A 14,324-nucleotide genomic window follows, 5' to 3' on the forward strand; every position below is an offset into this window, starting at 1 on the left:
AACTTATATGAATAATAAACCAAATACAAAGGTGGATGGAAAGGGCGAAACGATATAAGTGAGCGCACTATCCTTCCACTTAGCTTAAACTAGGGAGGATATCAATTTGAATCAAAATATTTTAGAATCGTATGGCTGGGATTCTTTTTTTGAGGAACAAGCTGTAGAGAACTTTGAAGTAGGGCGTATTTTACTTGAGCATAAGCATATATATCGAATTATTTGTAATGATGGTGAATATATGGCAGAACTGTCTGGAAAGTTTCGGCATGAAGCAGTAACGAAGGGAGATTATCCAACTGTTGGTGATTGGGTGTATATAAAGAAAATAGAGAATGAAAAGAAAGCTATTATTCATCGTGTTTTTCCGAGAAGAAGCTCTTTTTCTAGACAAGAAGCTGGTACTCGAACGGAAGAACAAGTAATAGCAGCAAATGTAGATTATTTATTTTTAGTGAATGCACTTAATCATGATTTTAATGTTAGAAGGATGGAACGTTATTTATTATTAGCGTATGAAAGTGGCGCTATGCCAGTTATTGTTTTAACAAAGAGTAGTATATGTAATGATGTAGAACAGAAAATTGTAGAAACGGAAGCTATAGCAATTGGTGTTCCTATTTTCGTTGTTGATAGTTTAGAGCATACAGGTATTGATTTGTTGAAACAATTCGTTTCTTCAGGGAAAACAATTGCTTTAGTTGGGTCATCAGGGGTAGGAAAGTCAACTTTGTTAAATGCGCTAATAGGAATTGAGGTAGCAAAAACGGGAGATATACGTGAAGAGGATAGTAGGGGGAGGCATACGACAACGCATCGAGAGTTATTTCAATTGCCAAGTGGCGCTCTCGTAATTGATACTCCCGGCATGAGAGAATTGCAACTTTGGGAAGGAAGCGAAGCGATTCAAACAACATTCTCTGATATTGAAAAACTTGCGACAACATGCCGTTTTCGTGATTGTAAGCATGAGGATGAACCAGGATGCGCGGTGCATAGTGCAATTGATAACGGACTTATTACGATAGATCGTTTGAAAAGCTATAAAAAATTACAAAGAGAACTGGCGTATTTTATGAGAAAACAAGATGTAATCCTTGCCAGAGCAGAGCGTGATAAGTGGAAAAAGCGTTCTAAACAACATAAAAAAATGTAAAAACCAAAGGGTGCCCCTTTGGTTTTTTCTATTTGTAAATTTTATAATAATATTATTCATATATATAGACAAAGGGAACTTAATTGTTTAAACTTTACAAAGTATTCATCATAATAGGTTATGAAAATCATAATTAGGGATTGGGAAATATTCATAATTAACTCAATTTAACTTTTAAATTTGAAAATTAGGAGGTTCATAATGGATAAACTATTAAATTTGTTTCGTGATATGAAAGTAGCAAAAAAGCTATTAATTTCATTCTTTGTAATTTTAATTGCGGCTGTGTCTATTATCGGAGGCATGTCTTATCAAACAGCCAAAAAGAATTTTGAATCGCAAATTAAGAGCAGTGCCAACGACAATATAAAAATACTGGATAATTTAATCAATCAAATGATTGATGCAAAATTTAATGATGTGAATAATTTTGCACGGGTGATTCAGGGGAATATGTATCAAGGAGATAATCAGGATGAATTAAGAAAAATGTTATCTCAATATATAAATTTAAATAAAGATGTTGAACAAGTATATGTTGCCGGAAATGATAAAAAATTTGTACAAGAACCAAATATACAAATGGCAGCAGACTATGATCCAACAGAGCGTTCTTGGTATAAAGATGCAGTTGCAAAACAAGGTGGTATTGTTGTTACTGAGCCATATAAGGCAAAAGGAAATGGACATATTGTCGTAACAATCGCAAAACAAACAGAAGATAAAAATGGGGTTGTTGCGCTAGATTTAAGTTTAGATAATTTATTAAAAACATCAAAGTTAATTAATATTGGTAAAAAAGGATATGCCTTCATTTTAGATGGAAAGCAAAAAATAATTGCTCATCCACAAGAAAAATCAGGGGAAAAAGCGGCTGATTCTTGGGCAAAGAAAATTTATGAAGATAATCACGGTGCTTTTTCATATTCTTATGGCGGTAGTGAAAAGAATATGGTATTTGCTACAAATGTAAAAACAGGTTGGAAAATTGGTGGGACTATGTACTCAAGTGAAGTAATTGAAGCTGCTCAACCTGTATTTTATAATATGTTAATTGTTATGCTTATCTCATTAGTAATAGGTGGAGCACTTATTTATTTTGTAACACTTTCAATTACGAAGCCTTTAAAGAGATTAGTTGTTACCTCTAAAGAAATAAGTGAAGGGGATTTAACGCAAACAATTGAAATTCATTCTAATGATGAAATCGGCCAACTTGCTAAAGGATTTAATGAGATGACGAATTCGTTACGGACGTTAATCGGAAGAATTAACGATTCAGCTGGGCATGTTGCAGCGGCATCAGAAGAGCTAACTGCAAGTGTAAGGCAAGCAAGTGAAGCGACTGAGCAAATCACAATCGCAATGGATGAAATATCAAGTGGGGCAACGACGCAAACAACAAGCGTAGAAAATGGCGCTATGTTACTGTTTGATGTAACGGAAGGAATTCAGCATGTAGCAAATAGTTCATCATCTATTAATACGGCTTCTGCACATACTCGTGAAAAAGCAGAAGATGGTGGGAAACTAGTAGGAAGAACAGTAAACCAGATGCAGTCTATTGCAGAATCTGTGTCACAATCAGATGCAGTTATACAATTACTAAATAATAAATCAAAACAAATTGGTGATATTTTAGAAGTAATTCAAAATATTGCAGATCAAACAAACCTTCTAGCTTTAAATGCGGCGATTGAAGCCGCAAGAGCCGGTGAGCATGGAAGAGGTTTCGCAATTGTTGCAGATGAAGTACGTAAATTGGCAGAGCAGTCTAGCGTATCTTCTAGTGAAATTAGTAAATTAATATGTGAAATACAAGATGATATGGGTAAGACAGTCAAATCTATGAATCATGTAAATGAGGAAGTTCAATCTGGACTTGTTATCGCAAATGAAACGAAGCAAAACTTTGCTGAAATTTTACAATCTACAAATGAAATAGCTAATCAAATTAAGACGATGGTTGAAACGGCTAATGGAATGTCAAAAGGGGCAAATGAAGTATCTATTTCGGTAGGACAAATTGCAATGACAGCGCAAAATAATGCGACAAGCACACAAAACGTTGCGGCTTCAGCTGAAGAACAGCTAGCTTCGATGGAGGAAATTGGATCCGCAGCGGGCACGTTATCTCAAATGGCTGAAGAGTTACAAGGACTAATTGACAGATTTAAAGTTTAATAGAGAACAGACTATCCCCTAGTAGCATTATGCCACTAGAGGGTAGTCTGTTTTATTGTGTAAAATCAAATAGGGATGTAGACTTCCTTTATGACGTTTAAAATGGCATTTTGCATAATGTTTGTCGAAAAATAGAGGTATTTGTTAGCTTTGTGTATAATTATTAACGTATAGAATACAAATAAAAGGAGAGTATTATGGGAGTGTATTGGGGGACAAAAAGACATTCTTGGCTTAGTTACGTCTCATTTTGGCTAAGTATTTCATTTTTTATTGTTTTTCTAATTGAAGTGTTTATATTAAAAACACTTTCGAATAGCTCGGTACAAATTGTTAAATATTTTTATTTTATACTTGTACCAGTAAATATTTTTCTTAGTTTAAAGTTACTATTTAAGAAGAATGAAAAGAAAGCGTTACCTATTTTTAGTTTCATTGTCTCATTATTATTTGCAATTTTAATAATCGTATTAGTTTTAGCAGCTATAGGGAAGTTCTTTTAAGGGGAGTGGTATAAGTCACTCTCCTTTTTTATTTGTGGTAGTCTTACTATATGTAAAAATGTGAATGTTGTGAGCTAATAAAAGCGGAGAGTAGACAATATTTGTATGGATTAAAGTCTTACGTTATTTGAACTTGTAAGAGTGTATGGAGTAATGAGGTAATATACATAATAATGGAGATAGAATTAGTTATTTTATAAGTATGTATAAAGCAAATGAATACGGTAAGAACGGTGATATATGGTACAATAGCTATGGATAGTGATAGAGATAAAGGGTATATAAAATACTCATCGTTTTTTAGTAAGAGAGGGGTTATCTTATGCTATACGAGGATTTGGAGACATTATTTCAAACAGCTCCGAAAGAAGATAGAGGCGGATGGAAATATATAATCCAAGAACAAAATAATACATTTAAAATTGTTGATGAAATACTGAAAAATCAAATGAGTGTCGAATTGTATTTTAATGAATACGATGAGGTGAAAATCACTTTATATAAAGATGGAATTCCCATTACGACTATGCAAAGAATTGCGATTTCAAAAGTTGAATTAGACGAAGATGAAGAAGGTATCCAATTTGTTTTAGAGCGCATGCCTAGTCGAATGATTCGGTTGCAGTTAAAGCCATATTTAGCATTAGAAATGGGGCCGTACTGGGAAGTATGTGATGATTGTGAATGAGCATAAAAAAGCATCCAATAACATGGATGCTTTTTTATGTTTTTTGAAGTTGTTTAAACGCAATGATTGGAAGTATAACAATACTTACCCATCCGATGATAGGATATAGAATGTGAAGTAAGTCACTGTAACCGATGTAACTAAAGCAATAACTAATTAGTAAAATGAAGAAAATAATATTGTGATTTTTCCACCCAGTAATAGATTGCATCTGTTTTGTCATACCGAACACATTACCAACTAAAGTTGTGAAAACTTCACCGAAAATAATGAGAACGAAGAAGAAGTGAAAAGTTGCATTAAATCTTCTTATGACTTCAGCCATTGGGATGTTATATTGATAAAATTGATCGACTGATAAGATTGCTAAATGGCTGCATAATAAAATTAAAGAAAGTCCAGCACCACCTAAAATCCCACCCCAAAAAATGGCTTTTCGATCCTTTACTTCACTGGCTAATGGGACGAGAACACTTTGGGCGAGAGAAAGATTTAAGGCGACATATGTAATAGGGCTAGTAATCCATTTCATATTCCAACTCTCTGCAGGAATAGTGTTATTAATGGAAGGTGTGCTGTGAAAAAAGGTTGTAATAGCAAGTCCGATAATAAAAATCATCATAATAGGTACGACAAGTGTATTTACTTCAAAAACACCTTGTAATCCGCGGCTACTTATAATGAGACAAGCGATAACTGTAATGAGAATACCGAGTTGTCTTGGTAAGCGAAGTTGCTCTTCAAATACTGCACCAGCTCCTGATAACATAACGCTCGTTACGCCGAATAAAACGAGTAATAATAATGTGTTTACAACATTCCCAAATACATCCCCAAATAAATATTTGTTAAATTCTTGCGCTGAAAATGCCCCAATTTGTGATGAAAGTAACATCATCTTTGTGCCGAGCCAAATAAAAAAAAATCCACTTACACATATGCCAATGGTCCCGTATAATCCATTCACTGTGAAAAATTCAACAATTTCTCGTCCAGTAGCAAATCCAGCTCCAACGACAGTTCCGATATAAGTAGCAGCTACTTTCTTTGCTACTTGCCATTGTTGATTGTCCATGTTATCCCTCTTTCTACTATGATGAGCTTGATGTACTATTATGCATATGTATGAGCTTGGACAATTAGACGTATGAAGTGTTTGAAAAAATACATGAATTAAATGATATTAGGGAAGTATTAAAGGTGTTAAAACTTTGTTACATATAAGCCGATTGTTCGAAAGGAAAGGGAATGTATGGTAAAATGTAATTAGGTTATTAAAAGATAAACATTACAAAATGATAAGAGGAGTGGATTGTATGGGTACGAAAACAAATGTTGTTGAAGTATTAAACAAGCAGGTAGCAAACTGGAATGTGTTATATGTGAAACTACATAATTATCATTGGTATGTGACAGGGCCACACTTCTTTACATTACATGAGAAATTTGAAGAGTTTTATAATGAAGCTGGAACGTATATTGATGAGTTAGCAGAACGTATTTTAGCTTTAGAAGGTAAACCATTAGCGACAATGAAAGAATATCTCGCAACATCTAGTGTCAGCGAAGGGACAAGCAAAGAATCTGCAGAAGAAATGGTGCAAACATTAGTGAATGATTATTCTGCACTTATTCAAGAATTAAAAGAAGGTATGGAAGTTGCGGGCGAAGCTGGCGATGAAACATCAGCTGACATGCTGTTAGCAATTCATACAACATTAGAACAACATGTATGGATGCTAAGTGCATTCTTAAAATAACGATAAAAAATATAAAGAAACCCATTGAAAAATTATTTCAATGGGTTTTTTTATGATTTTTCAGTTTTCTTTTATGCTATAATATAGTAAAAAGGAGGCGATGCGATGTTTCGCTTTTTCAGAACTGGAAAAGAAGAGCGGGAAATTACGAAAGATGAATTAGAACAAGCGATGGCTCAGTTTTTAGAAACGAATGCTAATATCGTTTATACAGTATTAGTAAATGAAGATTATACAGTAAATTATGATTTGTTAAAACCGTATTTACCTGCATTTCCAACAAATGATTTTCTCATAACGAAGGAAACGCTTGAGGTATTTGAACATACAGCAGAAAATTTAAACCTAGTGAAAGAAATTGATGTCGTACAAAAGGCAGTAGATCAATACGTAACAGAAAAAGAAATGTTCCCAATTGTTGAAGGTAGCGAAGATCGCCTCATATGCGGAATGAAACTAGGACCTTACTTAAATCGTAGCTTAAAAAGAGACTTATATATTTCAGAAAAACATTATTTAGTTTCAAGTAAACCAGATAGAAAAAAACAAAAGAGCGGGTAAACGTAATGAAAACAACAATACATATATTGTTGTCTTTTTTTGTTTGTTAAAATATTGACTTTTCAGTTTATTAATATTTATATTAAATGTATTGGACAGGGAAGGATAACTATTAAGTATCATTCGGAGAATAAGATATTGCTAGGGCGAGTTATATAAAATCTTCACAAAGTGGTATAAAGATTCGCAAAATAAATATTATAAAAAGTTTCGGGGGAATTGGTACATGAAAAATAGTATGACTTACATTCAATTATTAAATGAAACGTTACGTTGTTATGCAAATAAAGGAAGTTTTGAAGCGTACAATTATATAATGGAAAACGCTACAGGTGTAATAGGGAATGAGGCGCAAATATATAATTTTAAGTATGCGCTCGCAAGTGCATCAGGACTTGAAAAAGAAGCATTACATTTAATGAGGGAGGCCATTATAGAAAAGGGATTCTGGTATGGAAATGAATATTTAATTTCCGACGAAGATTTAAAATCACTACATAAATTTGAAGAATTTCATACAATGGTGCAATTATGTAAAGAAAGAGAAGAATTAGCACATAAAAAGGAAAGACCAGATGTGAAATATATATACAGCAAGAAAGAGGGGAATCTACTACTTACATTACATGGTGACCAAGAAAATATTCAAATAGTAGAGCCATATTGGAAATCAGTTTTGACACAAGATTACACGTTAGCTTTACCACAGTCTTCACAAATTCAGTTTTCAGATGGATTTGTTTGGGATGATATAGAGAGAGGGAAAGAAGAATTAAAAGAGCATTACAATAAGTTTATAGAAAATCATACAGTAGAAAATGTAATAATTGGTGGTTTTTCTGCAGGGGCAAGAGTAGCTTTATATACGATTTTGCAAAAAGATATAGATGTGGATGGTTTTGTTTTTATAGCACCGTGGCTTCCCGAGATTGAAGAATGGGATGAGTTGCTAAGAGTGCTGCAGGATAAACATATAAAAGGATATATAGTATGCGGGGATCAAGATGGAGATTGTTTCGAATCCACGCAGCAATTTGTACGATTATTAAGAGATAAGAATATAGAACATAAGTATAAAGTTGTGCCTAACTTAAATCATGATTATCCTATTAACTTTGATGAGCTATTAAAAGAAGCTATTGAATATATAGGAAATAAAAACAATAAGTAGTAAGAAAAAGAGATGCATCATATGTGATGCATCTCTTTTTAGAGTTATAAATTAAAAGCATTTGCTAGTAAGCGATAAGACTTTAATTTATGTTCAAATTGATGGGTAATCGTGACAATCATAAATTCGTCAGTATTGTATGCTTTGCTTAAGTTTATTATTTTTTCTTTTACAGAAGACGGATCACCAACAATCATACGTTGACGATTTTCTTTTATACGGAATAAATCATAAGCACTGTATGAATAATTTTGAGCAGTTTCAATAGAAGGTGTACCAGTAGTTCGTTTTCCTTGCTCTAATAATAAGATTGATAAATCTAAACTAGAAGCAATTTTTTCCGCTTCTTCATTTGTTTCTCCGCATATAACAAAGATGGCAACGATTGAATTAGGCTTATCTCCTAAAAATGAAGGCTGATATTGTTCTTGGTAAGCCCTCATAACTTCAGGGCCTCCGAAGCCATTAATAAATTGTGCAAATGCGAAAGAAGCTCCATTGTTTGCAGCAATTTTAGCGCTCTCTCCGCTAGAACCGAGCATCCACATTTCAGGAGATGTTGGGATAACTGGAGTGGCTTTTAAGTTTGCATAGTGATGGTTTTCTGGTATTTGATCATGTAAGTACATTGCAACGTCTGCAATTTGTTCTGGATATTGATCAAGTGAGACCATTTTCCCTTCTTGAAGTGCGCGAGTTGCTATTGGCATACCACCAGGAGCTCTACCAACACCGAGATCGATGCGGTTCGGATACAGTGCTTCTAGAACACGGAAATTCTCAGCAACTTTATATGGGCTATAATGTGGTAACATAACACCACCTGAACCGACTCTAATACGATCCGTTTTTGCGGCAATATGAGAAATAAGTATTTCTGGACTTGAACCAGCTAAGCTTACGGAATTATGATGTTCGGATACCCAAAAACGTGTGAATCCGAGTTTTTCAACTTCTTGTGCAAGCGTAACTGTATGTGAAAAAGCTTGGGCTGCTGTGCTACCATCTGAAATAGGTGATTGGTCTAATACACTTAACTTGATCATAGAATATACCTCTCAATCTTAATGTACATCCTATTATATATTTACTTATGAAAAATGCGTAGTGAAATGCTCAAAATGAAAAGTGGATAATCCTATTTCCGCTTTTAATGAGAAAATCCGCGTTCATAATGATTCATTTCAACCAGATTTAAAATATATTCATAGTTGTCAACTTCACATTTTAGCTGTTCACGTTCTTTTTCAGATAGTGTCATATTGCTAAGTTTTTTACATAAGTTTTGTTTCTTTAATTCTAAATGCTTTTTTGTAGCGTGGTAATCATAAGTATGTTTCATTTTTTAGTCACTCCTTCGTTGCGATTGCTATATTATACGAAGCATAAAGAAATATGAAATCTGTCTCTTATGTACTTTTAGTGAATATTCAAATTGCAATGGTGTTATGTTTATGGAGATTTATGAATAAAATGCACTAAACCACTAACGTCTATTTGATGAAGTAAGGGGTGGAATTGTGCAGAAAGATATAATGTATAACACTGAAATGGATGAAGCGTTAAAAGTTATAGATAAAGGATTGAAGAAGACGATAAATCCAAAACAAATTATTGTAGTGGGAGCTGGTATGGCTGGATTAGTTTCAGCATCTTTATTAAAGGCTGCAGGACATGATGTGAAAATTTTTGAAGCAAACAACCGGGTAGGTGGCCGTATAGAAACGGTTAGAATGGAAGATACCGGATTATATTTAGATGTCGGAGCAATGAGAATTCCGTATTCGCATACATTAACGATGGCGTATATAAGAAAATTTGGGCTACAGGTGGGTCCTTTTATTAATAGAAATGAGACGGATATTATATACGTAAATGGACGGAAAACGACGTTGAAACAATATGAAAAGGATCCAAATATTTTAAGGTATCCTGTGAAAATGAATGAAGTGGGAAAAACGTCTGAAGAACTATTGTTATTAGCAGTACAGCCGATAATAAATTTTATTAAAAGAAATCCAGAGAAAAATTGGGATGTTGTAGTGAAGGATTTTGGGAGATATTCCACAGGACAATTTTTGAAGTATCACCCTTATCAGTATAATACTTACTTTTCGCCAGTAACAATTGAGATGATTGGTGTTCTATTAGATTTAGAAGGTTTTTTGGAACGATCGTTTGTAGAGACTTTACGCTTTCTATACATTATGCAAGAGGAGAGCGGATTTTGTGAAATTGTGGGCGGGAACGATAGATTGCCAAAGTCATTTTTACCGCAATTAGAAGAGAATATTATATATAATCAAAAATTAATGAAGCTACATCAACACGATAATGGTGTGACAGCTTTCTATCGGAACGAGGAAACTTTTGAATATAGCAGTATTACAGGAGATTTAGTTATTGTTACCATTCCGTTTTCGACAATGCGTTTTGTAGAAGTAGATCCGTTTGATTCTATATCTCATGAAAAATGGAAAGCAATTCGTGAATTACATTATATGCCTGCGACGAAAATAGGAATTCAATTTAAAAGCCGATTTTGGGAAGAACAAGGACAATTAGGTGGCAGAATTATAACAGATTTGCCAATTCGTTATGCCTATTATCCAAGTTATGGAATTGGTGAGAAAGGACCGGCTATGATGTTAGGTAGCTATACATGGTCTTATGACGCATTGTTATGGGATGGTTTATCAAAAGGTGATCGTATTTATTACGCATTACACAACTTAGCAACAATATTAGGTGGTCAAGTGTATGATGAGTTCATATCTGGAATATCAAAAAGCTGGACATTGGATCCGTATGCGCTTGGAGGATTTGCACTTTTTCAAGCAGGTCAAGAATCTGAGCTGCAACCAGCGATTGTCAAACCAGAGGGGAGAATATTCTTCGCTGGAGATCATACAACGCTATATCACGGATGGATTCAAGGTGCGATTGAATCTGGAATTCGTGTAGCGGCGGAAGTGAATGAGTAAAAGGTTTTCAATTCAGAAAATTCTTTACTATATAACTTGAGATGGATATTATTATATATAAAAGAATTATGGGGAGTGTTTACAGTGAATCCGTTATTATTCGATTTTCCTTCTGAATTTTATACTGACAGGCTTTTTATTCGAATGCCGAAACCAGGAGATGGTAAAGTTGTATATGATGCAATTCAGGCTTCAATACAAGAACTAAAACCTTGGATGGTGTTTGCACAAAAAGAGCAAACAGAGCAAGAAATAGAAGAAAGTATTAGAAAATCACATATTCAATTTTTGCAACGTGAGGATTTAAGATTACTAGTATTTTCGAAAGAAACAGGTGAATTTATTGCTTCAGCCGGATTACATCGTATTAATTGGGATATACCTCAATTTGAAATCGGATATTGGATTGATACAAGGTTTAGCGGAAAAGGCTATATGGTAGAGGCTGCGAAAGGTATAACGGATTACGCTTTTTCTGAATTGAAAGCAAACCGTGTAGAAATTCGTTGTGATTCTTTAAATAAGAAGAGTAGAGCGATACCTGAGAAATTAGGCTTTAAGTTAGAAGGTACGTTAGAAAGTGCGAGTGTTGCGGTAGATGGAAACGGATTAAGGGATATGTGTGTATTTGCCATGACTAGAAATACATATGAAAAAGAAGAGCTGTAAGAAAACAGCTCTTCTTTTTATGCATTATGGTACAGGATGCCCATTAGAGCTTTCGAAAATTGTAAACCATTGTTGACGGTCTAAGTTAACGTTTGTAGCAAGAGCAGCCGTTTTTACGCGATCTAATTTACCAGAGCCAACGATTGGCATCATATTAGCTGGATGAGCAAGTAACCAAGCATACATAACCGTATCGATACTAGAAACACCTAGCTCAGTAGCAACTTTTTGCATAGTTTCACGTACACGTACGGCGCGTTCTGATTGACCAGTAAAGATTTCCCCACCAGCAAGAGGTGACCAAATCATTGGATTGATTCGTTTTTCTTGGCATAAATCAATTGTCCCTTTTTCAAAATGCTCAAGCTGCAATGCAGAAACTTCAATCTGGTTCGTAATAAGCGGGAAATCTAAGTACGAACTTAACATATTAAATTGTGAAGGTAAGAAGTTAGATACACCGAAGTGACGAACTTTTCCTTCTTGTTTTAATTGTGAAAATGCTTTTGCCACTTCATTTGGATCCATAAAAGGATCGGGACGATGAATAAGTAATACGTCAATATAATTTGTATGTAAATTTTTAAGTGATGCTTCTACACTTTGCATAATATGCTCTGCACTAGTATTGTAGTGAGCAACATATCGCTCTGGAAATTTCGGTGATGGGGGAGCGATTCCACACTTTGTAATAATTTGCATGTTTTCTCGTAAGGAAGGCTTTAATTGTAAAGCTTCGCCAAATAAACCTTCACACGTATATCCGCCGTAAATATCAGCGTGATCAAAAGTAGTAATTCCCATATCCATACAATCTTCAATGAAAGAAAGTAATTCTTGTTTCGTCATATTCCATTCTGCTAAACGCCAAAATCCTTGAATAATACGAGAAAATTCTAGCGTTTCAGCCATTTGAACTCGCTCCATTATAAGTACCCCCTTGATGAATAATAATGTTTTGAAAAGGCTTTCTTACTACATGTTATTATATAGTTAATTAGGTGTACAGACAATAAATATGTTTTGCTACAAAAATGATTTTCTCTATATGCTATAATGTAGAAACATATAGCTATAAGGAGAGGTACGAAATGATTCCAGTAACAATATTAACTGGTTTTCTTGGATCAGGGAAAACGACTTTATTAAATCGTATTTTATCAGAAAATCACGGTAAGAAATTAGCGGTGATTGTAAATGAAATAGGGCAAATTGGCATTGATAATCAGTTGATTATGAATGTAGAAGAAGAAATTATGGAAATGACAAATGGCTGTTTATGCTGTACTGTACGTGAAGATTTACTTGTTGCTTTAAAACAGTTACTGGACGTAAAAGCAGAAGGGAAAATGGATTTTGATGGTTTAGTAATTGAAACGACTGGACTTGCAAATCCAGGGCCGATTATTCAAACATTCTTTTTAGATCCAGTCATTCAATCTGCATACCAAATTAACGGTGTTGTAACGGTGGTAGATAGTTATCATATACATAAACATTTTGAAAAAGGATTAGAGGCAAAAGAGCAAATTGCGTTTGCGGATGTCGTTTTAGTAAATAAATTAGATTTAATTGAAGAGAGTGAGAAAGAAAATCTCTTGCATGAAATTCAAGGAATTAACCCGACTGCAAAGTTAATTGAGGCGACTAACTGTGAGGTAGATATACCATCTTTATTACAAATCCAAACGTTTAAAACGAAAGATACGTTGCAAATTTACCCTCATAAAGAACATAATCACTTAGAAGGTGTGAAATCATTTGTATTACGTGAAGAACGTCCGCTGGATTTACAAAAGCTTAATGAGTGGATGTCAGCTGTCGTTCAAGAGCTAGGGGAATATTTATATCGTTACAAAGGAATTTTATCGATAGACGGAGTAGATAAACGTATCGTTTTCCAAGGTGTACATACGTTATTTGCCGCTTCGTACGATAGAGAGTGGCAAGAGGGCGAAGAGCGAGTAAGTGAAGTAGTTTTCATCGGAAGAGATATTAATAAAGAGTGGTTCCAAGAACATTTTGAAGAGTGTGTGAAATAAGTCTGCGTAAATTGCAGGCTTATTTTTATGAGCATTCTATTAGATTACAAAACAGAATTAAATAAGGGAAAGAAATTAAAAATTGATACATGTATAATAAAAAGCCTGTTTTCACAGGCTTGTATTTTCGTCTATTAGTAACTCCATTACAACACCTACAACTGGACCTTCATCATCAATATCACCATTTAAGCGGAAACCAAATGATTCATACAGTCCCATTGCAAGTTTGTTGTCTGGATGTAAACTTAAGTAAATTATTTTGCATTCAAATTTTTCTTGTAAGAATTGAATGAGTAAGCGAATGAAACGTTTTGCGTATCCTTTTCCTTGATATTGTTGGTCAATCATAAAGCGATCGAGCCATACACTTTTATGTTTTACTGAATACCATCCATACATTGCATAACCTACAAGTGTTTCTCCATCATATAAACCTACTGACGTTCCGTTTCCTTCATATAATGATTCTGCTAAAGAAAACGCGTTACTTTCAATAAATTGTTGCTGATCTTTTGCGACGTCTAAAGCAACTACTGAACGCCAATTTTTTGCTGTTACTTCACAAATGTGAAGATTCATAATTCCAACTCACCTTCTAAATTA

15 protein-coding genes are annotated in these 14,324 nt (G+C 34.2%); 10 read left to right on the top strand and 5 right to left on the bottom strand.

Annotated elements, in window-relative coordinates; translation table 11 throughout:
- Positions 1-106 precede the first annotated feature (106 nt).
- The 4 genes from rsgA to ACQRBL_RS09565 all read left to right on the top strand — a co-directional run bounded on the left by rsgA (position 107) and on the right by ACQRBL_RS09565 (position 4,531).
- The gene (gene rsgA / locus ACQRBL_RS09550) at positions 107-1,156 is read left to right on the top strand and encodes a ribosome small subunit-dependent GTPase A (RefSeq protein ID WP_411995673.1); all 1,050 of its coding nucleotides are present in this window, start codon (positions 107-109) and stop codon (positions 1,154-1,156) included.
- 201 nt (positions 1,157-1,357) lie between these two features.
- Positions 1,358-3,340, top strand: a complete 1,983-nt coding sequence (locus tag ACQRBL_RS09555) for a HAMP domain-containing methyl-accepting chemotaxis protein (protein WP_023521739.1) — start codon at positions 1,358-1,360, stop codon at positions 3,338-3,340.
- 197 nt (positions 3,341-3,537) lie between these two features.
- Complete coding sequence (locus ACQRBL_RS09560; RefSeq protein ID WP_000539571.1) at positions 3,538-3,843, top strand: hypothetical protein; 306 nt, start codon at positions 3,538-3,540, stop codon at positions 3,841-3,843.
- Positions 3,844-4,165: 322 nt separating this feature from the next.
- The gene (locus tag ACQRBL_RS09565; RefSeq protein WP_000965068.1) at positions 4,166-4,531 is read left to right on the top strand and encodes a DUF3979 family protein; all 366 of its coding nucleotides are present in this window, start codon (positions 4,166-4,168) and stop codon (positions 4,529-4,531) included.
- 34 nt (positions 4,532-4,565) lie between these two features.
- Here the strand turns inward: ACQRBL_RS09565 and ACQRBL_RS09570 are convergent, their stop codons facing one another.
- Complete coding sequence (locus tag ACQRBL_RS09570; protein WP_000370211.1) at positions 4,566-5,606, bottom strand: YkvI family membrane protein; 1,041 nt, start codon at positions 5,604-5,606, stop codon at positions 4,566-4,568.
- Positions 5,607-5,847: 241 nt separating this feature from the next.
- On the opposite strand from ACQRBL_RS09570, the gene ACQRBL_RS09575 reads away from it, so the two are divergent.
- The 3 genes from ACQRBL_RS09575 (at position 5,848) to ACQRBL_RS09585 (ending at position 8,023) form a co-directional block, all read left to right on the top strand.
- Entirely contained in the window at positions 5,848-6,291 is a 444-nt protein-coding gene (locus ACQRBL_RS09575) for a Dps family protein (RefSeq protein WP_000536897.1), read from the top strand.
- 105 nt (positions 6,292-6,396) lie between these two features.
- Positions 6,397-6,852, top strand: a complete 456-nt coding sequence (locus tag ACQRBL_RS09580) for a DUF3939 domain-containing protein (RefSeq protein ID WP_000488209.1) — start codon at positions 6,397-6,399, stop codon at positions 6,850-6,852.
- Between the two features lie 226 nt (positions 6,853-7,078).
- The gene (locus tag ACQRBL_RS09585) at positions 7,079-8,023 is read left to right on the top strand and encodes an alpha/beta hydrolase (RefSeq protein WP_000798316.1); all 945 of its coding nucleotides are present in this window, start codon (positions 7,079-7,081) and stop codon (positions 8,021-8,023) included.
- Positions 8,024-8,067: 44 nt separating this feature from the next.
- Here ACQRBL_RS09585 and ACQRBL_RS09590 read toward each other — a convergent pair whose 3' ends face one another.
- Entirely contained in the window at positions 8,068-9,069 is a 1,002-nt protein-coding gene (locus ACQRBL_RS09590; protein ID WP_000594040.1) for an LLM class flavin-dependent oxidoreductase, read from the bottom strand.
- 104 nt (positions 9,070-9,173) lie between these two features.
- Positions 9,174-9,365, bottom strand: coding sequence for a DUF3896 family protein (locus ACQRBL_RS09595; protein WP_000683367.1), 192 nt, complete (start codon positions 9,363-9,365; stop codon positions 9,174-9,176).
- Between the two features lie 178 nt (positions 9,366-9,543).
- On the opposite strand from ACQRBL_RS09595, the gene ACQRBL_RS09600 reads away from it, so the two are divergent.
- Positions 9,544-11,007: a flavin monoamine oxidase family protein gene (locus tag ACQRBL_RS09600; RefSeq protein WP_411995672.1), complete on the top strand. Its 1,464-nt coding sequence runs from the start codon at positions 9,544-9,546 to the stop codon at positions 11,005-11,007.
- An 84-nt stretch (positions 11,008-11,091) separates the two neighbouring features.
- Positions 11,092-11,676, top strand: coding sequence for a GNAT family N-acetyltransferase (locus ACQRBL_RS09605; RefSeq protein WP_016124471.1), 585 nt, complete (start codon positions 11,092-11,094; stop codon positions 11,674-11,676).
- A 24-nt stretch (positions 11,677-11,700) separates the two neighbouring features.
- On the opposite strand, the gene ACQRBL_RS09610 is transcribed toward ACQRBL_RS09605, so the two are convergent.
- Positions 11,701-12,603 carry an aldo/keto reductase gene (locus tag ACQRBL_RS09610; protein ID WP_000442793.1) on the bottom strand — a complete coding sequence of 301 codons (903 nt, stop codon included), beginning with the start codon at positions 12,601-12,603 and terminating at the stop codon, positions 11,701-11,703.
- 164 nt (positions 12,604-12,767) lie between these two features.
- On the opposite strand from ACQRBL_RS09610, the gene ACQRBL_RS09615 reads away from it, so the two are divergent.
- Positions 12,768-13,718, top strand: a complete 951-nt coding sequence (locus ACQRBL_RS09615) for a CobW family GTP-binding protein (RefSeq protein WP_000613426.1) — start codon at positions 12,768-12,770, stop codon at positions 13,716-13,718.
- 111 nt (positions 13,719-13,829) lie between these two features.
- Here the strand turns inward: ACQRBL_RS09615 and ACQRBL_RS09620 are convergent, their stop codons facing one another.
- On the bottom strand, positions 13,830-14,300 hold the full coding sequence (locus ACQRBL_RS09620; protein WP_411995671.1) for a GNAT family N-acetyltransferase: 471 nt from the start codon (positions 14,298-14,300) through the stop codon (positions 13,830-13,832).
- Between the last annotated feature and the right edge of the window lie 24 nt (positions 14,301-14,324).

It is taken from the genome of Bacillus sp. AF62, from assembly GCF_050312695.1.
In the GTDB taxonomy this organism is placed as follows: domain Bacteria; phylum Bacillota; class Bacilli; order Bacillales; family Bacillaceae_G; genus Bacillus_A; species Bacillus_A cereus.

Bases quoted from the DNA above. Each gene is read 5' to 3' on its own strand.
- ACQRBL_RS09615 (WP_000613426.1), top strand. From the start codon at position 12,768: ATGATTCCAGTAACAATATTAACTGGTTTTCTTGGATCAGGGAAAACG.
- ACQRBL_RS09560 (WP_000539571.1), top strand. From the start codon at position 3,538: ATGGGAGTGTATTGGGGGACAAAAAGACATTCTTGGCTTAGTTACGTC.
- ACQRBL_RS09555 (WP_023521739.1), top strand. From the start codon at position 1,358: ATGGATAAACTATTAAATTTGTTTCGTGATATGAAAGTAGCAAAAAAG.
- ACQRBL_RS09575 (WP_000536897.1), top strand. From the start codon at position 5,848: ATGGGTACGAAAACAAATGTTGTTGAAGTATTAAACAAGCAGGTAGCA.
- ACQRBL_RS09570 (WP_000370211.1), bottom strand. From the start codon at position 5,606: ATGGACAATCAACAATGGCAAGTAGCAAAGAAAGTAGCTGCTACTTAT.
- ACQRBL_RS09585 (WP_000798316.1), top strand. From the start codon at position 7,079: ATGAAAAATAGTATGACTTACATTCAATTATTAAATGAAACGTTACGT.
- ACQRBL_RS09610 (WP_000442793.1), bottom strand. From the start codon at position 12,603: ATGGAGCGAGTTCAAATGGCTGAAACGCTAGAATTTTCTCGTATTATT.
- ACQRBL_RS09620 (WP_411995671.1), bottom strand. From the start codon at position 14,300: ATGAATCTTCACATTTGTGAAGTAACAGCAAAAAATTGGCGTTCAGTA.
- ACQRBL_RS09595 (WP_000683367.1), bottom strand. From the start codon at position 9,365: ATGAAACATACTTATGATTACCACGCTACAAAAAAGCATTTAGAATTA.
- ACQRBL_RS09590 (WP_000594040.1), bottom strand. From the start codon at position 9,069: ATGATCAAGTTAAGTGTATTAGACCAATCACCTATTTCAGATGGTAGC.
- ACQRBL_RS09565 (WP_000965068.1), top strand. From the start codon at position 4,166: ATGCTATACGAGGATTTGGAGACATTATTTCAAACAGCTCCGAAAGAA.
- ACQRBL_RS09580 (WP_000488209.1), top strand. From the start codon at position 6,397: ATGTTTCGCTTTTTCAGAACTGGAAAAGAAGAGCGGGAAATTACGAAA.